We start from the raw sequence: 18905 nt of genomic DNA, 5'->3' as shown, positions 1-18905 counted from the left end.
CTGCTGACCGTGGATTTCCAGCGGTTCCGCGTCACCCCCGGAGAGCGCGTCCTCGACATGGGATGCGGCGCCGGACGGCACGCCTTCGAGCTGTACCGCCGGGGTGCGCACGTCGTGGCCTTCGACCAGGACGCCGAGGAGCTGTCCGGTGTCGAGAAGATGTTCGGGGCCATGCGCCTCGACGGCGAGGTGCCCGAGGACGCGACCGCAGAGACCGTGCAGGGTGACGCGCTCGACCTGCCGTTCCCCGACGACCACTTCGACGCGATCATCGCGTCGGAGGTGCTGGAGCACATCCCCGACGACATGCGCGCGATGCGGGAGCTGCTGCGCGTCCTGCGGCCCGGCGGGAAGCTCGCCGTGACCGTGCCGAGCTGGCTGCCCGAGCGGGTCTGCTGGGCGCTGTCGGAGGACTACCACACCGCGCCCGGCGGGCACGTGCGGATCTACACCCGCGCCGAGCTGGAGGCCAAGCTGAAGTCGGTCGGCTTCAAGGTCGGCGGCCACCACCACGCGCACGGGCTGCACGCGCCGTACTGGTGGATCAAGTGCGCGGTGGGGGTGAACAACGACGGCAACCCCCTCGCCAAGGGGTACCACCAGATCCTGGTGTGGGACATCATGAAGCGGCCGCTCGCGACCCGGCTGGCCGAGCGCGCGCTGAACCCGCTGATCGGCAAGAGCGTGGTCGTCTACCTGGGCAAGCCCGCGGCGCCCGGCACGCCCGCGGCCCCGGCCAAGGAGACCGCGGATGCGGTCTGAGACGGGCCCGCCCTCGGTGGCCGGGGTGCTGTCCGCGGACGACGTCCTCGCGACCGCCCGCAGCATCGCCGCGCAGCAGGAGAAGTCCGGCGCGATCCCGTGGTTCTCGCCGACGAACGGCGTCCCCGGCCACGTGGACGCCTGGAACCACGTCGAGGCCGCGATGGCGCTGAGCGTCGCCGGGCTCGGCGCGGAGGCCAGGCGGGCGTACGAGTGGCTGCGCGACGTCCAGCGGCCGGACGGGTCGTGGCCCGCCAAGTGGGTGCTGGGCGAGGTCACCGAGCCGGGCGGCGAGTCCAACCACGCCGCCTACCTCGCGGTGGGCGTGTGGCACGAGCTGCTGATGACCGGGGACGAGGAGTTCGCGCACCGGATGTGGCCCGCGGTCCGGCGGGCGGTCGAGTTCACGCTCGGCCTGCAGACCCGGCGCGGGGAGATCATCTGGCTGCGGCACGAGAGCGGCGAGGCGTCCGACCACGCGCTGCTGACCGGCTGCTCGTCGATCCACCAGTCGCTGCGCTGCGCGGTCGCGCTGGCCGAGCACCTCGGCGAGCACCAGCCGGAGTGGGAGCTGGCCGCCGACCAGCTCGGGCACGTCGTGGCGGCGCACCCGGAGGCGTTCGCCGACAAGAGCCGCTGGTCGATGGACTGGTACTACCCGGTGCTGGGCGGGCCCGTCCGCGGCGAGGACGCGGCGCGCCGGTTCGACGAGGGCTGGGACACGTTCGTGGTGCCGGGCCTCGGCTGCCGGTGCGTGTCCGACCAGCCGTGGGTGACGGCGGCGGAGACGTGCGAGCTGGTGCTGGCGCTGGACGCGGCGGGCGACCGCGACCGGGCGCTGGAGCTGTTCGCGACGATCCAGCACCTGCGGCACGAGGACGGCTCGTACTGGACGGGCTGGCAGTTCGAGAACCGCCGGCACTTCCCCGGGGACCGCTCCACCTACACGGCCGCCGCGGTGATCCTCGCGGCGGACGCGCTGGCGGACGCCTCTCCGGGCGCCCGGCTGTTCAAGGAGGTCGCGGGACGCCCGCTGGGCCCGTCCGAGGCGTCCGACCCGCTGGCGTGCGGTTGCGCCCTGGTCTCGGTGGCCAACCCGGTGCGCACGAACCTCTGACCGCGTTTCGTTGACCTGCGGCGTGTCGTTGTTTTGGCGCGCCGGATAACAGCGACACGCCGCAAGTCAACGCAGTGGGTCTGTGCCGTTGACGCGTTCCAGGATGCGTAGGGAGCCTTCGGTGCGGCGTTCCTCGAATGCTCCGCTCTCCAGAGCCCGCAGGTAGAGGTGGTACGGGGCCTGGCCGCCGTCCTCGGGGTCGGGGAAGACGTCGTGGATCGCGAGGGCTCCGCCGACGGCGACGTGCGGCGCCCAGCCTTCGTAGTCGGCTTGCGCGTGCTCCTCGGCGTGGCCGCCGTCGATGAACAGCATCGCCAGGGGGGTCTGCCAGAGGGCCGACACCGTGCGGGACTGGCCTACGACGGCGACGACCTCGTCCTCAAGGCCCGCGGACGCGATCGTCTTCCGGAACGTGGGGAGCGTGTCCATCCGCCCTGTGCTCGGGTCTACGAGGGACGGGTCGTGGTGCTCCCAGCCCGCCTGGTTCTCCTCCGAGCCGTGGTGGTGGTCCACGGTGACCACGATCGTGCCTGCCGCCTTGGCCGCGGCCCCCAGGTAGACGGCGGACTTGCCGCAGTAGGTGCCCACCTCCAGCAGCGGGCCCGTGGCGGCCAGCCGCCTCCCGTAGTCGAGGGCGGTCTCGTACAGCGCGAGGCCCTCGGCGTCCGGCATGAAGCCCTTCGCGTTGCGCGCGGCCCGCAGCAGTTCCGCGGGCATCGCCGGGGTCGTCCCACCGGTCGTTTCCGGGTCGGCGGACGCCTTGCCATGAGTCATCGATTCCTCCGTCCGCGCACCTTATCCCGAGATCGTCCACAATGAGACGGGACCTTGCTCCCGCAGACTGGAACGTGTTCTACTTTCGGGGTGGGCGCGGCAACCCGAACGACGTTCGGTACGTTGGCGTGAACGCCCGCGTTGGAAACGGAGAAGGCCATGCGAGTACGAGTCGATCCTCTGGTGTGCGAGGCGAACGCCGTGTGCGTCGGGCTCGCCCCCGAGGTCTTCGACCTCAACGACGAGGACGAGCTGCTGATCCTCAAGCCCGACGTCCCGGCGGAGGAGCAGGACCGCGTCCGGCACGCGGTCCGGTCGTGTCCAAAGGCCGCGCTCACCCTGGAGGAGTAGCCCAGGGGACGCGCCGCGGTTCTGCACGCAGCCGGAGACGCCCGGCGGAGACGTCATCCGGCAGGTCGCCCTGGTCGACCAGGACCCGGGCCAGCACCCCCGCAGGCCCCGCCCGGCGGGCGTCACGGCGGGCTCCGCGGCACGCGTATCATCCTTGTCGTCCGATCGGAAACTCCCTAACGATCATGGAGCGCGGGTGGTGCACGGTCTCCGGAGGGCCCTGGCCGCGGCCGTTCTCGCCGCCCCGCTGGCCGCGCCCCCCGCGGCGCACGCGGCGGCCCCCGCCGTCCGGATCCGGGACGTGCAGGGGGCCGCGCACATCTCCCCGCTGAACGGCTCCGCGGTCGCCCGGGTCCCCGGCGTCGTGACCGCGCTGACCGGCAACGGCTTCTGGATGCAGGACCCGCGGCCCGACCGCGACCACGGCACGTCCGAGGGCGTGTTCGTCTTCACCCGGACCAGGCCGGACGTGGCGGTCGGCGACGCCGTCCGGGTGGCCGGGAAGGTCGCCGAGTACCGTCCCGGCGGCGCCTCGTCCGCGGGCCTGACCCGCACGGAGATCGGCGCGACCGAGACCGCCGTCGAGTCGCGCGGCAACCCGCTGCCGCCGCCGGTCGTGGTGGGCCCGGGGGGCCGCCGTCCGCCCACGCGGGTGGTCGACCGCCGCAGCGGCAACGTGGAGCGGGGCGGCGGGTTCGACCCCCGGCGCGACTGCATCGACTTCTACGAGTCCCTCGAAGGGATGCGGATCGAGATCCGCGACGCCGTCGCGGTCGGCCCGTCCCGGCACGGCGAGATCCCCGTGCTGGCCGCCGGCGGCGCCGGTGCCGGGCCGCGGACGAAGCGCGGCGGCATCCTGTTCCGGGACGGCAGCCGGTTCGGCGGCGGCGACGCCAACCCCGAGCGGATCATCCTCGACGACGCCCTCGCCCCGCTGCCGGCCATGCACGTCGGCGACCGGCTCCCCGGCGCGAACCACGGCGTGCTCGACTACGGGTTCGGCGACTACCACCTGCTGCTCACCGCGCCGCCGCGGCGCGCACCGGGCGGGCTGGCCCGCGAGACCACCCGCCCGCAGCGGGACGGCGAACTCGCCGTCGCCACCGCCCGGCTGGACGGCCTGCACCCCGGCTCGCCGCCCGCGCGGTTCACCGCCCTCGCCGCCGACATCGTCACCGGGCTGCGCTCCCCCGACCTCATCGCGGTCACCGAGCTCGGCGACAACAGCGGCCCCGACGACGACGGCATCGTCGCCGCCGACCAGACCGTCGCCCAGCTCGTCACCGCGATCAGCATGGCGGGCGGGCCCGCCTACGACTGGCGGTCGGTCACGCCGCGCGACAACGCCGACGGCGGCGCGGCGGGCGACAACCGGCGGACGGGCTTCCTGTTCCGCGCCGACCGAGGGCTGGCGTTCGTCGACCGACCGGTGCTCACCGACCCGCTCCCGGACGGGCCGCCCGAGGGCCCCGACCCGGCCGTGACGCCCGTCAGGGCGGTGCGGCGCGGCGGGACGGCCGGGCTGTCGCTGAGCCCCGGCCGGATCACGCCCGGCGACGCCGCGTGGTCCCGGACCCGCAAGCCCGTCGCCGGGGAGCTCACCTGGCAGGGCCACCGCATCATCGTGATCGCGAACCAGTGGTTCCCGCGGACGGACGACGACGAGCCGCTCTTCGGCCGGAACCAGCCGCCGGAGCGGCCCAGCCGGTGGCGCCGCGACGCCCAGGCCCGCGTGGTGGCCGACTTCGTGCGGTCGGTCCGGAAGGTGGACGCGAACGCCCGCGTCATCGTCACGGGCGAGCTCAACGACGGCGAGGACTCCATCCCGGTCAGCACCCTCGTCGAGCGCACCGGCCTCACCGACCTCCCGGCGCGCCTGCCCGCCGGCGACCGCTACACGGCGGTGTCCGGCGGCAACTCGGAGGTCCTCGACCACATCCTGCTGAGCCCGGCGCTGCGGCGCCACAGGCACGAGTTCGACGTGGTGCACCGCAGCGCCGAGTTCGCCGACCGGGACGAGGGGCGCGATCCCACGATCGTCCGCATCGCCCTGCCCGGGAAGTGACGCCCCGGAGGTGACGCTCCCTAATTTGGGAGGTGCCAAAAAGATCGTCTGGGGACGGTCCTGAATACCGCCGGTGTTTTTCTCCCGGCCCTTGGGGGACCGGTCGATCGTCAGACCCCCACCCGCGAGGAGACGCCTTCCATGGCGACCCGATACCGGCCCCACATCAGTCTGCTCGGCCTCATCTACATCATCATCGGCATATTCATCGCCTGGGACCGCGGCTACATCGACGAGAGCCTGCTCCGCCGCGTCGTGAGCGCGCTGCTGGCCATCTTCCTCTGGGTCCTCGTCCTGCTCGGCGTGGACCTCCACATCGACGTCTGACCCCCGGTCCGGGCCACGGGCCGTCCCGAGCCCCCGCCGAGGGACGGCCCGTGTCCTCCACGACAGATGCACCTCGCGCCCGCGGTCATGGACCGCGGGGCGCGGCGGCGTTACGTTCCGCCCATGACGACGAAGAACTGCAGTTGCGGACATGGCGGCGGATGCTCGTGCCCGAAGGGCTGCTCCTGCGGCTGCAACGGCTGACGCCCCCTCCCGCTACTCCGGCACCGGGGCCTTCCACAGGAGGGGGGTCTCGGTGTGCGCGTCCGCGGCGACGCCGGTGGCCAGCACGGACGAACCCGCGGTGGTCATGGCGGTGAGCCGCTGTTCGCCCGCGCCCGCCAGGCCGGGGACCCGGAGGCGGCGCCACGTGACGCCGTCCGCGGACGCCAGGATCTCCGCGTCCCGGCGCGACGTGCTCGCGGCCGCGACGAAACCGCGCGGCGTCGCCGTGATCGCGGTGGCGTTGAGGTCGCCGCCGAGGCCGTGCGGGGCCCAGGTCGTCCCGCCGTCGGCGGAGACCAGTGGGGCGCCGTCCGTGCCGGTCGCCACCAGCACGCCGCCGTGGGCGGCGACGGCCGTGAGCGGCCCGCTGGCGAGACCGCCCGGCAGTTCGGCGGCCGTCCACTTCGCGCCGTCCGGGGACGTCCAGACGGCCGGTGCGCGCCCCTTGCCGCCGACCGCCACGTACTTCCCGGCGGTGGCCGTCACGTCGGACGGGGCGCCGTCGACCTCGGTGCGCCGCCACGTCTTGAGGTCGGCCGAACGCCAGATCGCGCCCGACGCCGCGGCCACGTAGCCGGCGGGGCCGGTCGCGGCGGCCGCGGGCGCCGGCCCGGCGGGGAACGCGGCCTTCTCCCAGGCGACCCCGTCCTGCGACGTCATCGCCAGCGGGGCCGGGGAGTCGCCGGACGTGCGGCCCACCGCGAGCCATCCCGCGGCGCCCTCGACGACGTCCGAGAGCGATCCGCCGGTCCCGGGGAACCGGGCGCGCTGCCACGCGCGGCCGTCCGGGGACGTCCAGATCGCCGCCGCGCCGTTGCTGCTGCCCACCGCGACCGAGCGGCCGGGGGTCCCCGCCAGGGACCGTACGGCGCGTTCAGGGCGCACGGCGCCCGGCACGGTGCGCAGGTCCACGCCGTGCAGGTAGGCGTCGTCGCCCTTGCTCCCGGAGATCGCGATCGCGCCGCCCGAGGCGACCGTCAGCCCGCTGCTCTCCACGGGCCCGGCCACGGTGCCGCCCTGCCTCCAGGTGCGCCCGTCGTCGGTGCGCAGGATCTGGGACGCGCCGTCCGCGCCCCGCACGAGGACCGCCAGGCCGTCCGGCGTCCCGCCGAACCGCTCGATCCCGGCTCCCCTGAACCGGCTCACGGCCCGCCACTCACGGCCGTCCGCCGAGGTGAACAGGAGCCCGAACCTAGTCGTCCTGCGCTTGTTCTTCCGGCCGGACGTGTGCCTGCCCTCCCGGACGGTCGCGAACCCGCCTGGCCCGAAGGCGAGGCCCTTCGTCGGCCCGTAGGAGCCGTGGCTCTGCGGGATGTTCACCCGGGCCCACGTCCGCCCGCCGTCCGTGGACCGCCACGCGCCGTGGCTCGGGACGGTGCGCGTGATCTTCCGCCGCCCCCGCTTCACGGTGACCTTCCGGGGGTAGGTGCCGTGGCTCACGAGGACGCTCCCGGACGACGCCACGCCGTCGAAGCCGCCAATCCCCTCGATGCCCTCGATCCGCTGCCACCTGCTGCCGTCCGGGGAGATCCAGGCGACGGCGTGGTCGTCCGCGCCGCCCACGGCGACGAACCCGGTCGCGGTGCGGGCGACGCCGCGCACGTCGTCGGACGGCTTGAACACGGCGCCGAGGTCGTGCCTGGTCCAGGTCTGCGCGTTCTCGCTCGTCCACGCCACCGTGCCGCCGCCGGACGAGCGGCCGAGCGCCACCCACCCGCGGTCTCCGGCGGTGACCATGTCCGGGCTGTCGCCGGCCGGGGCGACCGGCCCGCCGGCGGAGCGGAGCCGCGCCAGCGACCACGTCCGCCCGGCGTCGACGGAGTAGAGGAACCGGCTCCGCTCCCGCCCCGGGGCGCCGTCGCCCTCGGTGCCCACGGCGACGAGCGTTCCGCCCGCGGAGGTGACGGCGGTGAGCTCCTGGACGAGCCCGTCGGTCTCGGCGGCGGGGTCGGGCGCGAACAGCGCGTCCGCCGCCACCGGCGCCGGGACGCCCGGCTCGTCCGAGCCGCTCTCGCCCTGCGTGACCGTGAAGATGGCGCCGCCCGCGACCACCATGAGCCCGGTCGCGACCGCCAGCCGCGAGCGCAGCCGCCGCGGCGCGGCCCCCTTCCGCGCGGCCGCCAGACCCGGCCCGGCCACCAGCACGTCCGCGGGGTCGAGCGCGGCCTTCTTGCCCGCGCCCTTCTTCCCATCGCTCTTCTTCCCCGCGTCCTTCTTGCCGGCGGGCTTCTTGCCGGCGGGCTTCTTCGGAGCGGCCTTCTTCGCCGCACCGGCCTTCTTCCCCGTGGAGGCCGTCTCCGCCGCCTCCGGCGTCTGCTCCCGGCGGGGCGGGGCGCCGTGCCCCCACTTCAGCCCGGCGGCGCGCCAGGCCTCGTACGCGCGCTGCCAGGGGGACAGCGTGGCCGGCATGTCGGCGAGGTCGCCGGCGACGCCGAACGTCAGCCGCCGGCGGACCTGGCGGGAGCCGCCCGCCTCCTGCTCGGCCGTCCGCCGGGCCTCGTCCTGCTCCGGGGTACTCGCCGTCACACGCGCTCCTTCACGGTCCTGTCGGACCCCCATCAAATCGCGCCACGCCACCGTCTGTACGGACATCCGCGTGAACGGCGGCCTATGGGGCCGCGGGAGCGTTCTATCACTTCAGGAGCGTCGTAGCCGATCTTTCGCCTCGATCGTTCCCTTGTAGGCATAACCCCTGACATGTACGACAGGTGCCCCCGCGGGCGGGACGCCGTGCACCTCCGCGGAGATGCCCATACCGTCCGTCTCCACGCGGACACCCGGGGGCACGATGATCTCCACCGTCGACTTGTAGGCCAGCACCCGCAGCACGGTGACGGGCCCCTCCAACTCGGCGGAGCGCAGGTCGAGCAGCGCCGTGCCCTTGTAGACGACGGTGGTGAACCGCTCGGGCAGCCGCCAGCGCCCGGCGCGCGTGACCGAGTTCTTGTAGGCGACCTGGAACCGGCCGGCCGGCCCGGCGCACCGCGCGTCCGCCGGGCCGGGCCCGGTGGGCAGGTCGGCGGCCACGGCCCCGAGTTCGGTGTGGGTGCGCGCCGCGAGGGTCAGGTCGATGCGCTCGTCGAGTTCGGCCTCGGTCAGGCGGCCCTCGGCGAAGGCGTCGTGCAGCCGGACGAGCATCTCGTCGCGGTCGCGGTCCGAGGCGCGCAGCGCGGGAACGGTCAGGGGTTGCTGCTCGACGCTCATCGCATCTCTCCTTCGGGGCGGTCCGCCTCCGCAGGGTCGTCCCTCCACCTGGCGGAGGGTCAAGGGCAGAACGAGATGTATCTTAACCTGTCTCCCCTCGGCTTTCGAGACATTGTCCGCATCCCGACGCGCGATCATGCCTGCCGCGCCGCCGCAGGTCCGTCCGCTAGATTCGGATAAGCCGAGGTGAGGGGGGATGTTCCATGGGCGCGACGCTCGGCCGCGCGCACGGTCCGTACACGCTGTACGACCTGGACGCGCTGCCCGAGGAGGGCCGCCGCTACGAGCTCGCCGACGGCTGGCTCCACGAGCTGCCGGGCGATCTGTGGCACGACCACGCGGCCGACCAGCTCAAGGTCGTCCTCAAGGACGCGGCCCGCCAGGCGGACGCCGACGTCCACGTCGCCGGCGCCCCGCAGGACGTCACCACCCCCGCGGGCATCCGCAAGCCGGACGTCTTCGCCGTGAGCCGCGACGTCGCCCGCGCCGCCCTGGAGCGCCAGACCCGCACCTACTACGGCCCGGACCTCCTCCTCGTCGCCGAGGTCGTCACGCCCCGCACCGTCAACGAGCAGATCGACCGCGTCCGCAAGGTGGAGGAGTACGCCATGACCGGCATCCCCCACTACTGGCTGATCGATCTGGAGCCCCGGCCTACGGTCACCATGCTGGAGCTGCGGGACGGCCGCTACGAGGTGGCCGCGAAGGCCCGCTCCGGCGAGACGATCACGCTGAACCGGCCCTACCCCATCTCCTTCGACCCGTCCCGCCTCTCGGAGATGGACTGACCCGCGCCCTAAGCTCGGGGTGTGCTGCTGCTGACGACCCTTGACGCCTGGCGGGCCCAGCCCGGCCCGCGGTTCGTGCTGTCCGAGGCCGGTGCGGTGTGGGCGCCCGATGACGACGCGGCCCTCACCGTCGCCGACGACGTGTTCAAGGAGGGGCAGGTCGTCGCCGTGACGCTGGACCCGGCACCGGGCGCGGTCCCGGGACGCGGGGTGGTCGACCGGACCACGGCGGCCCGCGTCCGGTACGCGCGGCGCGGGCCGGACGGACGCCACGTCGCGGTGCTGGACCGTCCCGCGACCGCCGAGGCGCTCGACCTCCTGCCGCATCCCGAGGGCGGCTGGTACCGGGAGACGTGGCGGTCCGGTGTGACGTTCGCACCGGACGGCTATCCGGGCGAGCGGCAGAGCGCGACCGCCATCTACTTCCTGCTGCCGCCGGGCGAGGAGTCGATGTGGCACGTCGTCCGGTCCGCCGAGGTGTGGCTGTGGCACCGCGGCGGCCCGCTGACGCTGTACCTCGGCGGGGACGGGGAGGGCCCGTCCGAGACGCAGGAGGCGGTCACGCTGGGCGCGGACGTGGCGGACGGCCAGGTCCCGCAGGCCGTCGTGCCCGCGGGCGTGTGGCAGGCCGCCCACCCGTCCGGCGACGAGGAGGTCCTGGTCAGCTGCGTGGTCTCCCCCGGCTTCGAGTTCGCCGACTTCCGCGCCCTGCCCTGACCCCGCTCGCCCCGCTCGCCCCGCTCGCCGAGGTGGAGCGGTTCGTCGAACGCCACGCCCCGCGCAGGGTCGGGGCACGCGTCGCGGAGTGAGGCGAGCGGCGTGCCGCCCCCGTGCGCGGCCTCACGCGGGCGGCACGCCGCAAGTCAGTCGGAACGGCGGGTCAGTCGGAGGAGAACGCGGAGTCGAAGGAGGCCGTGGGCAGCTCCATCGCGTTCAGGGCGCGGACGAACTCCAGGGCCTCGGGGGCTCCCTGGAGGCGGTCCATGCCCGCGTCCTCCCACTCGATCGAGATCGGGCCGGTGTAGCCGATCGAGTTCAGGGCGCGGAAGCAGTCCTCCCAGGGGACGTCGCCGCGGCCGGTGGAGATGAAGTCCCAGCCGCGCCGCAGGTCGGCCCACGGCAGGTGGGAGGAGAGGCGCCCGCGGCGGCCGTCGCCGGTGCGGACCTTGGTGTCCTTGCAGTCGACGTGGTAGATCCGGTCGCGGAAGTCGAACAGGAAGCCGACCGGGTCGAGGTCCTGCCACACGAAGTGGGACGGGTCGAAGTTGAGGCCGAACGCCGGCCGGTGCCCGATGGCCTCCAGGGTCCGCACGGTCGTCCAGTAGTCGTAGGCGATCTCGCTGGGGTGGACCTCGTGCGCGAACCGGACGCCGACCTCGTCGAACACGTCCAGGATGGGGTTCCACCGCTCGGCGAAGTCGGCGTAGCCGCGTTCGACCATCGAGTCCGGGGTCGGCGGGAACATCGCGACCGTGTGCCAGATGGAGGACCCGGTGAAGCCGACGACGGTGTCGACGCCGAGCCGGGCGGCCGCGCGGGCGGTGTCCTTGATCTCGGCGGCGGCGCGCTGCCGGACGCCCTCGGGCTCGCCGTCGCCCCAGATCCGCTCCGGCAGGATCGCCTTGTGGCGCTCGTCCGGGTTGTCGCAGACGGCCTGTCCGACGAGGTGGTTGGAGATGGCCCAGACCTTCAGGTCGTGCTTGGCGAGCGTCTCCAGCTTGCGCGGGATGTAGCCGTCGTCGGCGACGGCCTTGTCGACCTCGAAGTGGTCGCCCCAGCAGGCGATCTCCAGGCCCTCGTAGCCCCAGCCGGACGCCAGCCGGCAGACCTCCTCGAACGGCAGGTCCGCCCACTGGCCGGTGAACAGGGTGATCGGTCGTGGCATGTCAGTCGCTCCCTTCGATGTCGACCCAGCGGCGGGACGCCGCGCTGTCGGCGACGGCGGCGAGGACGCGCTGGATCTGCAGGCCGTCGGCGAACGAGGGGCTCGGGTCGGTGCCCTCCGCGATCGCCGTGAGCAGGTCGGCCATCTGGTGGGTGAAGGTGTGCTCGTAGCCGAGCACGTGGCCGGGCGGCCACCAGCGTCCGGTGTACGGGTGGTCCGGTTCGGTGACGACGATGCGCCGGAAACCGGCGGTCGCGCCGTCCTCGTCCCCGTCGTAGAACCACAGCTCGTTCAGCGACTCCAGGTCGAAGGACAGGGCCCCGGACGAGCCGCTGACCTCGATCCGCAGCGCGTTCTTGCGGCCGGTGGCGACGCGGGTGGCCTCGAACGAGGCGAGCGCGCCGCGGTCGGTGCGGCCGATGAACAGGGCGGCGTCGTCCACGGTCACCGGGGCCGTGCCGCCGCCCGGCACGGGGCGCTCCGGGACGAAGGTCTCCAGCGTCGCCGAGACGCCGGTCAGCGTGTGCCCGGTGATGAACTGGGCGGTGTCCACGATGTGGGAGGCGATGTCGCCGAGCGCGCCCGACCCGGCCTTCTCCCTGTCCATCCGCCACGTGAACGGCGCCTGCGGGTCGGCGAGCCAGTCCTGCAGGTACTGGGCGCGGATGTGCCGGACCGTCCCGATCCGCCCGTCGGCGACAAGCCGGCGCGCGAGCGTGACCGCCGGGACGCGCCGGTAGTTGAACCCGACCATCGACCGGATGCCGCGTTCCCGGGCCCGGCCGGCGGCCGCCGCCATCGCCTCGGCCTCCGCGACGGTGTTGGCGAGGGGCTTCTCGCACAGGACGTGCTTGCCCGCGTCGAGCGCGGCGACCGCGATCTCCGCGTGGCCGTCGCCCGGCGTGCAGATGTCGATGAGCTGGACGTCGTCGCGGCGGAGCAGCTCCTTCCAGTCGGTCTCCACCGACGCCCAGCCGAGCGCCGCCGCGGCGGCTCCGGCGCGCTCGGCGGAACGCCCGGCCAGCGCGGTCATGACCGGGGTCAGCGGCGGCCCGAAGAACGGCCCGACGCTGCGCCACGCCTGGGAGTGGGCGCGTCCCATGAACGCGTGCCCGACCATCCCGACTCCGACGGTCGTCATGTTCTGCTCACCTCTCTGTGTGACCGGCCCTGTGTGACTGGCCCTTGTCTGGCCGGCGTGCCCGCCCCCTGGCAGCGGAGCGGGCGCGCCGGCGCCCCCGTGGTCCGGGGCCCGCGGCTCAGGACTCGAAGCCGAGCGGCATGTAGCGGTCGACGTTGTCCTTGGTGATCGTCTCGGACGCCAGCGTGATCGACTGCGGCACCTGCAGCTCGACCAGGTCGGCCATGCCCTTGCCCTGAGCGATCAGCCGGCCGAGCTTGATCGCGGACGCGGCCATCGTCGGCGAGTAGGTGACGGTCGCCTCCAGCACGCCGCCGGCCTTGATCTCGCGCATCGCGTTGGCGGACCCGGCGCCGCCGACCATGAAGAACTCGTCCCGGCCGGACTGCTTGATCGCGGCGAGCACGCCGACGCCCTGGTCGTCGTCGTGGTTCCAGATCGCGTCGATCTTCTTGTGCGCCTGGAGCAGGTTGGAGGCGACCTGGTTGCCGGACTCGACGGTGAACTTCGCGTCCTGCTTGGCGGTCACGTCGAAGCCGTAGGACTTCAGCGCGTCCGCGAAGCCCTTGCTGCGGTCCTGCGTCAGCGGCAGCGTCGCGATGCCCTGGATCTCCACGATGACCGGGTCGGCGACGCCCTTGTCCTTGAGCTTCTTGCCGATGTAGTGCCCGGCGGAGACGCCCATGCCGTAGTTGTCGCCGCCGACCCACGTCCGGTACGACAGGTGGTCGGGGAAGACGCGGTCGAGGTTGACGACCGGGACGCCGGCGTCCATCGCCTTGCGGCCGACCTGGTTCAGCTGCTCGCCGTCGTTGGGCAGGATCACCAGGACGTCGACCTTCGCCTGGATCAGCGACTCGACGGCGGAGATCTGCTGGTTGATGTCGTTGGTCGGCTCGACCGGCTTGAACGTCACGTCGGAGTACTTCTTCGCCTGCTCCTCGGCGTTCTTGGCGATCGCCGCGATCCAGCCGTGGTCCGCGGCGGGCGCGGAGAACCCGATCGTGACCTGCTTGCCCGCCTTGTCGTTGTCGCCGGCGAGCGTCCCGGCCTGCGGCTTCGTGCCGGAGTCGCCGTCGTCGGTGTTGCTGGTGCAGGCCGCGGCGAGGCCGCCCGCGGCGATGGCTGCGCCGCCGAGCAGGAGGTTCCGGCGGCTTGGACGGGGACCCTGCTGACGGGGGCTCTGTTCACGCATGACGTGCTCCTGGTTGAGGGGGGTGGGGGTGAAGGGGGTCAGGTGGGCGAGCGGAGCCCGCGGCGCTGCAGCAGCACGGCGGCCACGATGATCGCGCCCTTGGCGATCAGCTGGTCGCTGGTCTGCAGGCCGTTCAGGATGAACAGGTTGGTGATGAGCGTGAAGATCAGGACGCCGAGGATCGACCCGACGACCGTGCCGCGCCCGCCGGTGAGCAGCGTCCCGCCGATGATGACGGCGGCGATCGCGTCCAGCTCGTACAGGTCGCCGTGCGTGCTGGAACCGGTGGTGGTCCGCGCCATGATGATGATCGCGGCGATGCCGCAGCAGAACCCCGACAGCGCGTACAGCGCCAGGGTGTGCCGGCGGACGTCGATGCCGGCCAGCCGCGCCGCCTCGGGGTTGCCGCCGACCGCGAACGTCCGGCGGCCGAACGTGGTGCGGTTGAGCAGCAGCCAGCCCGCGAACGCGACGGCCGCGAAGATGTACACGACCAGCGGCAGCCCGAGCACCCGGGTGGTGGACAGCGCCACGAGCGCGTCGTTCTCGGGCCGGATCAGCTGGGTCTTGCGGTCCGACATCCGCTGCGCCAGCCCCCGCGCCGCGACCAGCATCGCGAGCGTGGCGATGAACGGGACGAGCCGCCCGTAGCTGATCAGCAGCCCGGACACGACGCCCGTGCCGGTCCCGACGAGGATCGCGCACAGCGCCATCACCGCGGGCCCGTACGACTGCGTCGCCACGGTCGTCGCCCACACCGACGCCAGCGCCATCACCGACCCGACGGACAGGTCGATCCCGCCGCCGATGATCACGAAGGTCTGCCCGACGGTGATCACGCCGATGGTCGCGGCGAGCACCAGGATGGCGACCACGTTCCCGGACGTGGCGAAGTTCTCCGGCTGGGTCGCCAGGCCGACGCCCGCGAGCAGCACCAGCGCGGCGGCCAGCCCGAGGTGCCGGATCTCCCCCGGTCCCCGCACCGCGGCGGCTCCGGCGCCGGCCGGGGGCCGCGGGCCGCCCGGCCCCTTGCCCACCGGGACGCGCTTGGCCAGCGAGACGAGCCGGCCGTCCGGCCCGTCCGCCTCCCTGCCTTCCGGCGGTGTCCGGGGGGCCGATCCCCCGGACCCCTGGCTCGTCTCGGTCACAAGGCGCTCCCTTCCATGATCATGTTGAGCACGGTGGCCTCGTCGAGCGCGCGGGCGTCGCCGGTGTGCACGATCCGCCCCTCGCGGACGACGAGGACCCGGTCGGCGAGCCCGAGCACCTCGGGGACCTCGCTGGACACCAGCAGCACCCCGATCCCGCGCCCGGCCAGCTCGCGGATCACCGCGTACAGCTCGGCGCGCGCGCCGACGTCCACGCCGCGGGTCGGCTCGTCCAGGATCAGCAGCCGCAGCCCGGCGGAGCCGAGCAGCCAGCGCGCCAGCACGACCTTCTGCTGGTTGCCGCCCGACAGCGTCACGACCGGGCGGGCCGGATCGGGCGGCCGGATGTCGAGCGCCTCGATCTGCCGCCGCACGTCGGCGGTCTCGCGGCGGCGGTCGAGCCAGCCGAACGAGGCGTACCGGGACAGCCCGGCGACGGTGACGTTCCCGGCGACGGTCTCGTTCATCAGCAGCGCCTGGCTCTTGCGCTCCTCCGGCGCCATGCCCATGCCGCGCCGCACCGCCGCGCCCGTGTCGCCGGGGCGGACCGGGCGGCCGTCGATCAGCACCCGCCCCCGCGCGGGGCGCCGCGCGCCGTAGACCGTCTCCAGGATCTCGGAGCGGCCGGAGCCGACCAGCCCCGCGAGCCCGACGATCTCACCGGCGCGGACGCTGAGCGAGACGTCCTCGAAGGAGCCGGGGAGCGTCAGGTGCTCGACCCGCAGCACCTCGGGCCTGTCCTCCTCCGCCACGGGTTCAGGCCGCTCCGGGAACACGTACTCGACGTCCCGGCCGGTCATCAGCGACACGATCTCGTCGGTGGAGGTGGTCCGGGCGGGCAGCCCGACGGCGACGGCCCGGCCGTCCTTGAGGACGGTCACCCGGTCGCCGATCTCCCGGATCTCCGCCAGCCGGTGCGAGATGTAGATCACCGCGACGCCGGCCGCGGTCAGCTCGCGGATGATGCGGAACAGGTTGCCGACCTCGTCGTGGGCGAGGGCCGCGGACGGCTCGTCCATCACCAGCAGGCGCGCCTCGTGCGACAGGGCGCGGGCCATGCTGACGACCTGCTTGCCCGCCGCCGGGAGCCGCCCCACCTCGCGGCGCGCCGGGATCTCCGCGTGCCCGAGCCGGCCGAGCAGCTCGCGCGCCGCCCGCTCGGCGTCGCCGCGGCGGGTGAAGCCGAGCGTGGACTTCTCGTGGCCGAGGAAGATGTTCTCCGCGACCGACAGGCCGTCCACGAGGTCGAGCTCCTGGTAGATCGTCGCGATCCCGGCGCGCATCGCGGCGTTCGGCCCGGCGAGCCGCACCGGCTCCCCGGCGAACACGATCTCGCCCTCGTCCGGCTGGTGCGCGCCGGCGAGCACCTTGATGAGCGTCGACTTCCCGGCGCCGTTCTGCCCGAGCAGGCAGTGCACCTCGCCGGGCCGGACGTCGAGGTCGACGCCGTCCAGGGCGCGGACGCCGGGGAACTGCTTGACGATGCCGCGCATGAGCAGCAGCGGTTCGGTTTCGGGCGAGCCCATCGGGCCTCCTCGGGGGAGAGGGGGGTCAGGACGCGGAGAAGACGTGGTCGCTGATGAGGCGGGCGCCGCCGACCACCCCGGCGGCGCCGGCGAGCTCGGACAGCACGATCGGGAGGTTGCCGGTCGCGAGCGGCGCGGACCGGCGGTAGACGACGCTGCGGATCTCGGCGAGCAGCGCGTGGCCGAGCCCGGCGACGCCGCCCGCGATGATGACGAGCCCGGGGTTGAAGAAGCTGACCAGCCCGGCGAGCACCTGCCCGACGTGCCGGCCGCCCTCCCGGATGATCTGCACCGCGACGGGGTCCCCGGCGGCCGCGGCCTCGCCGACGTGCTCGGCCGACAGCGCCCCGTGCGTCTCCAGCAGCGCGGCGAGCCGCGGCGACCGGCCCGACCCGGCCGCCGCCTCGGCGTCCCGGGCGAGCGCCGCGCCGCCGAAGTACGCCTCCAGGCAGCCCGCGTTGCCGCACGCGCAGATCGGCCCGTCGTCGTCGACGCGGATGTGGCCGATGTCGCCCGCGCTGCCGGACACGCCGCGGTAGATGGCGCCGTCCACGACGATGCCGCAGCCGATGCCGGTGCCGATCTTGACGAGCAGGAAGTCGTCCACGGCGCGCGCGAGCCCCGCGTGCAGCTCCCCGAGCGCCATCAGGTTCACGTCGTTGTCGACGAGGACCGGGCAGCCGAGCTCCTGGCCGATCGCGTCCCGCACCGGGAACCGGTCCCAGCCGGGCATGATCGGCGGGACGACCGGCATGCCGTCGCGGAAGCTGACCGGGCCGGGGACGCCGATCCCGGTGCCGTGCACCTGCGGGATCAGCCCCTCGTCGCGCAGCTTGCCGAGCAGGTCGAGGGCCCGGTCGAGGACCACGGTCGCGCCCTGCCGGACGTCGCACTCCTCGCTGACGTGCCCGAGCACCTCCAGTTCGCCGTCGGTGACCGCCACGTCGATCGAGGTTGCGCCGACGTCGAAGGCGACGAACCGCAGGTTCGGCGACAGCCGCACGATCCCGGACCGGCGGCCGCCCCGGGACGCCGCGAGCCCGGCGCCCTCCACGAGCCCGAGCTCGACGAGCCGGTCCAGCTCCACGGCCAGCTTCGACCGCGACAGCCGGACCACGTCGCCGAGCTCGGCGCGCGAGCGCGGGCCCTCGTCACGCAGCAGCCGCAGCAGCCGTGCCTGATGCACGTTCTGCGGGCGAGCCGACATGCGCATCACGCCGTCCTCTCAGGTCCTCCGGGACGAGACCGGTCCGGTGTGACCCCGGTCTCATGGCGAGAACGTAACCGGCTTTCGCCGCGTTGTGAAGACCTTTTCCTGATTGTGACCGAACTTTCTCCACTCGGAGGACAAAGGTGGACATGCGAAGGCCCCTGCCCAGGTCAGCGGACAGGGGCCTGCGGGGCGACGCTAGTAGCTGACGGTCTGGCGGCCGCTCATCGTCCGCATGATGTGCTCGACGAGCGTGATGAGCACGCGCTTGGCGTCCTCGCGGTCGCGGACGTCGCAGTTGATGACCGGGATGTCGGGCGACAGGTCGAGGGCGTCGCGCACCTGCTCGTGCGAGTGGTGGCCCGCGCCGTCGAACCGGTTGACGCCGATGATGAACGGGACGCCGCGCCGCTCGAAGTAGTCGACCGAGGCGAAGCAGTCCGCCAGCCGGCGGGTGTCCACCAGGACGACCGCGCCGAGCGCGCCCTTGGCCAGTTCGTCCCACATGAACCAGAACCGGTCCTGGCCGGGCGTCCCGAACACGAACAGCACGAGGCCGTTCGGGAGCGTGATGCGCCCGAAGTCCATCGCCACGGTCGTCGTCGTCTTGGACGCGACGGCCGTGGTGTCGTCGATCCCGATGCTCTTCTCGGTCAGGGCCTCCTCGGTCCGCAGCGGCCGGATCTCGCTGACCGCGCTCACCAGGGTGGTCTTGCCGACGCCGAAGCCGCCGGCCACGAGGATCTTGACCGTCAGCGCGGAATCGCCCTGGGCGGCCGCCGCGTCAGAGCGCACGGATTCCATCGATCACTTCCTTGAGTACACGCTCGCCGGGGAACTGCGCCACCGGCGCGGGACGCCGGACCTGGATCAGCGAGTGGTCGAGCAGGTCGCCGAGCAGGACGCGGACGACCCCGAGGGGAAGTTCCAGATCCGACGCTATCTCGGCGACCGACAACGGGGTGCGGCAAAGCTCCAGGATCATGTCATGTTCGGGCTCCGGCGACCATTGGGACGCACGAAGTGCGGCCGAGTCGTCGTCGGACACGGCGGTCTCCACCGCGACGATGAGGGCGACCAGGTCGAACTCGACGCCGTCGTAGTGCGTCCGGCCGCCGGTGAGCGCGTACGGACGGACGACGGGGCCCGCGGCCTCGTCGTACCAGGCGCCGCCTCGCCCCTCCACC

General features: G+C 73.5%; 18 protein-coding genes. 7 read left to right on the top strand and 11 right to left on the bottom strand.

Annotation, left to right across the window (positions count from 1 at the left end; genetic code table 11):
- The gene (locus IEZ03_RS26365) at positions 1 to 762 is read left to right on the top strand and encodes a class I SAM-dependent methyltransferase (RefSeq protein ID WP_184890830.1); all 762 of its coding nucleotides are present in this window, start codon (positions 1 to 3) and stop codon (positions 760 to 762) included.
- Positions 752 to 1879, top strand: coding sequence for a prenyltransferase (locus tag IEZ03_RS26360; protein ID WP_184887355.1), 1128 nt, complete (start codon positions 752 to 754; stop codon positions 1877 to 1879). Before IEZ03_RS26365 ends, IEZ03_RS26360 begins: the two co-directional genes overlap by 11 nt.
- A gap of 66 nt (positions 1880 to 1945) precedes the next feature.
- Here the strand turns inward: IEZ03_RS26360 and IEZ03_RS26355 are convergent, their stop codons facing one another.
- Complete coding sequence (locus IEZ03_RS26355; protein ID WP_229808589.1) at positions 1946 to 2653, bottom strand: class I SAM-dependent methyltransferase; 708 nt, start codon at positions 2651 to 2653, stop codon at positions 1946 to 1948.
- 159 nt (positions 2654 to 2812) lie between these two features.
- On the opposite strand from IEZ03_RS26355, the gene IEZ03_RS26350 reads away from it, so the two are divergent.
- From IEZ03_RS26350 to IEZ03_RS26340, 3 genes are all read left to right on the top strand, one after another.
- On the top strand, positions 2813 to 3004 hold the full coding sequence (locus tag IEZ03_RS26350) for a ferredoxin (protein WP_184887357.1): 192 nt from the start codon (positions 2813 to 2815) through the stop codon (positions 3002 to 3004).
- 196 nt (positions 3005 to 3200) lie between these two features.
- Positions 3201 to 5069 carry a DUF8508 domain-containing protein gene (locus IEZ03_RS26345; protein ID WP_229808588.1) on the top strand — a complete coding sequence of 623 codons (1869 nt, stop codon included), beginning with the start codon at positions 3201 to 3203 and terminating at the stop codon, positions 5067 to 5069.
- 141 nt (positions 5070 to 5210) lie between these two features.
- Positions 5211 to 5396, top strand: a complete 186-nt coding sequence (locus IEZ03_RS26340; protein ID WP_184887359.1) for a hypothetical protein — start codon at positions 5211 to 5213, stop codon at positions 5394 to 5396.
- Between the two features lie 216 nt (positions 5397 to 5612).
- Here IEZ03_RS26340 and IEZ03_RS26335 read toward each other — a convergent pair whose 3' ends face one another.
- Both IEZ03_RS26335 and IEZ03_RS26330 read right to left on the bottom strand, forming a co-directional pair.
- Positions 5613 to 8147, bottom strand: coding sequence for a glycoside hydrolase (locus IEZ03_RS26335; protein ID WP_184887361.1), 2535 nt, complete (start codon positions 8145 to 8147; stop codon positions 5613 to 5615).
- A gap of 111 nt (positions 8148 to 8258) precedes the next feature.
- On the bottom strand, positions 8259 to 8825 hold the full coding sequence (locus IEZ03_RS26330; RefSeq protein ID WP_184887363.1) for a DUF1707 SHOCT-like domain-containing protein: 567 nt from the start codon (positions 8823 to 8825) through the stop codon (positions 8259 to 8261).
- Positions 8826 to 9028: 203 nt separating this feature from the next.
- Here IEZ03_RS26330 and IEZ03_RS26325 point away from each other — a divergent pair, with 203 nt between their 5' ends.
- Positions 9029 to 9613, top strand: coding sequence for a Uma2 family endonuclease (locus tag IEZ03_RS26325; protein WP_132052114.1), 585 nt, complete (start codon positions 9029 to 9031; stop codon positions 9611 to 9613).
- 21 nt (positions 9614 to 9634) lie between these two features.
- Positions 9635 to 10330 carry a cupin domain-containing protein gene (locus IEZ03_RS26320; RefSeq protein ID WP_308427996.1) on the top strand — a complete coding sequence of 232 codons (696 nt, stop codon included), beginning with the start codon at positions 9635 to 9637 and terminating at the stop codon, positions 10328 to 10330.
- A 163-nt stretch (positions 10331 to 10493) separates the two neighbouring features.
- Here IEZ03_RS26320 and IEZ03_RS26315 read toward each other — a convergent pair whose 3' ends face one another.
- The 8 genes from IEZ03_RS26315 to IEZ03_RS26280 form a co-directional block, all read right to left on the bottom strand.
- Positions 10494 to 11498, bottom strand: coding sequence for a sugar phosphate isomerase/epimerase family protein (locus IEZ03_RS26315; RefSeq protein WP_132054529.1), 1005 nt, complete (start codon positions 11496 to 11498; stop codon positions 10494 to 10496).
- 1 nt (position 11499) lies between these two features.
- Positions 11500 to 12639 (bottom strand): Gfo/Idh/MocA family protein, encoded by a 1140-nt coding sequence (locus IEZ03_RS26310; RefSeq protein WP_184887365.1) that lies wholly within the window; start codon positions 12637 to 12639, stop codon positions 11500 to 11502.
- 118 nt (positions 12640 to 12757) lie between these two features.
- Positions 12758 to 13834 carry an ABC transporter substrate-binding protein gene (locus IEZ03_RS26305; RefSeq protein ID WP_184887367.1) on the bottom strand — a complete coding sequence of 359 codons (1077 nt, stop codon included), beginning with the start codon at positions 13832 to 13834 and terminating at the stop codon, positions 12758 to 12760.
- 38 nt (positions 13835 to 13872) lie between these two features.
- The gene (locus IEZ03_RS26300) at positions 13873 to 14982 is read right to left on the bottom strand and encodes an ABC transporter permease (RefSeq protein WP_229808587.1); all 1110 of its coding nucleotides are present in this window, start codon (positions 14980 to 14982) and stop codon (positions 13873 to 13875) included.
- Complete coding sequence (locus IEZ03_RS26295; protein ID WP_184887369.1) at positions 14979 to 16508, bottom strand: sugar ABC transporter ATP-binding protein; 1530 nt, start codon at positions 16506 to 16508, stop codon at positions 14979 to 14981. Before IEZ03_RS26295 ends, IEZ03_RS26300 begins: the two co-directional genes overlap by 4 nt.
- A gap of 25 nt (positions 16509 to 16533) precedes the next feature.
- Complete coding sequence (locus IEZ03_RS26290; protein ID WP_221480852.1) at positions 16534 to 17721, bottom strand: ROK family transcriptional regulator; 1188 nt, start codon at positions 17719 to 17721, stop codon at positions 16534 to 16536.
- Positions 17722 to 17916: 195 nt separating this feature from the next.
- The gene (locus IEZ03_RS26285) at positions 17917 to 18522 is read right to left on the bottom strand and encodes a GTP-binding protein (protein ID WP_132053280.1); all 606 of its coding nucleotides are present in this window, start codon (positions 18520 to 18522) and stop codon (positions 17917 to 17919) included.
- Complete coding sequence (locus IEZ03_RS26280; RefSeq protein ID WP_132053278.1) at positions 18503 to 18904, bottom strand: DUF742 domain-containing protein; 402 nt, start codon at positions 18902 to 18904, stop codon at positions 18503 to 18505. Before IEZ03_RS26280 ends, IEZ03_RS26285 begins: the two co-directional genes overlap by 20 nt.
- Between the last annotated feature and the right edge of the window lies 1 nt (position 18905).

This window comes from Actinomadura livida (assembly GCF_014648675.1).
Taxonomy (GTDB): Bacteria; Actinomycetota; Actinomycetes; order Streptosporangiales; family Streptosporangiaceae; genus Spirillospora; species Spirillospora livida.
This window is presented reverse-complemented; position numbering and strand designations above follow the sequence as displayed.

Bases quoted from the DNA above. Each gene is read 5' to 3' on its own strand.
- IEZ03_RS26360 (WP_184887355.1), top strand. From the start codon at position 752: ATGCGGTCTGAGACGGGCCCGCCCTCGGTGGCCGGGGTGCTGTCCGCG.
- IEZ03_RS26355 (WP_229808589.1), bottom strand. From the start codon at position 2,653: ATGACTCATGGCAAGGCGTCCGCCGACCCGGAAACGACCGGTGGGACG.
- IEZ03_RS26350 (WP_184887357.1), top strand. From the start codon at position 2,813: ATGCGAGTACGAGTCGATCCTCTGGTGTGCGAGGCGAACGCCGTGTGC.
- IEZ03_RS26340 (WP_184887359.1), top strand. From the start codon at position 5,211: ATGGCGACCCGATACCGGCCCCACATCAGTCTGCTCGGCCTCATCTAC.
- IEZ03_RS26330 (WP_184887363.1), bottom strand. From the start codon at position 8,825: ATGAGCGTCGAGCAGCAACCCCTGACCGTTCCCGCGCTGCGCGCCTCG.
- IEZ03_RS26325 (WP_132052114.1), top strand. From the start codon at position 9,029: ATGGGCGCGACGCTCGGCCGCGCGCACGGTCCGTACACGCTGTACGAC.
- IEZ03_RS26315 (WP_132054529.1), bottom strand. From the start codon at position 11,498: ATGCCACGACCGATCACCCTGTTCACCGGCCAGTGGGCGGACCTGCCG.
- IEZ03_RS26310 (WP_184887365.1), bottom strand. From the start codon at position 12,639: ATGACGACCGTCGGAGTCGGGATGGTCGGGCACGCGTTCATGGGACGC.
- IEZ03_RS26305 (WP_184887367.1), bottom strand. From the start codon at position 13,834: ATGCGTGAACAGAGCCCCCGTCAGCAGGGTCCCCGTCCAAGCCGCCGG.
- IEZ03_RS26295 (WP_184887369.1), bottom strand. From the start codon at position 16,508: ATGGGCTCGCCCGAAACCGAACCGCTGCTGCTCATGCGCGGCATCGTC.
- IEZ03_RS26290 (WP_221480852.1), bottom strand. From the start codon at position 17,721: ATGCGCATGTCGGCTCGCCCGCAGAACGTGCATCAGGCACGGCTGCTG.
- IEZ03_RS26285 (WP_132053280.1), bottom strand. From the start codon at position 18,522: ATGGAATCCGTGCGCTCTGACGCGGCGGCCGCCCAGGGCGATTCCGCG.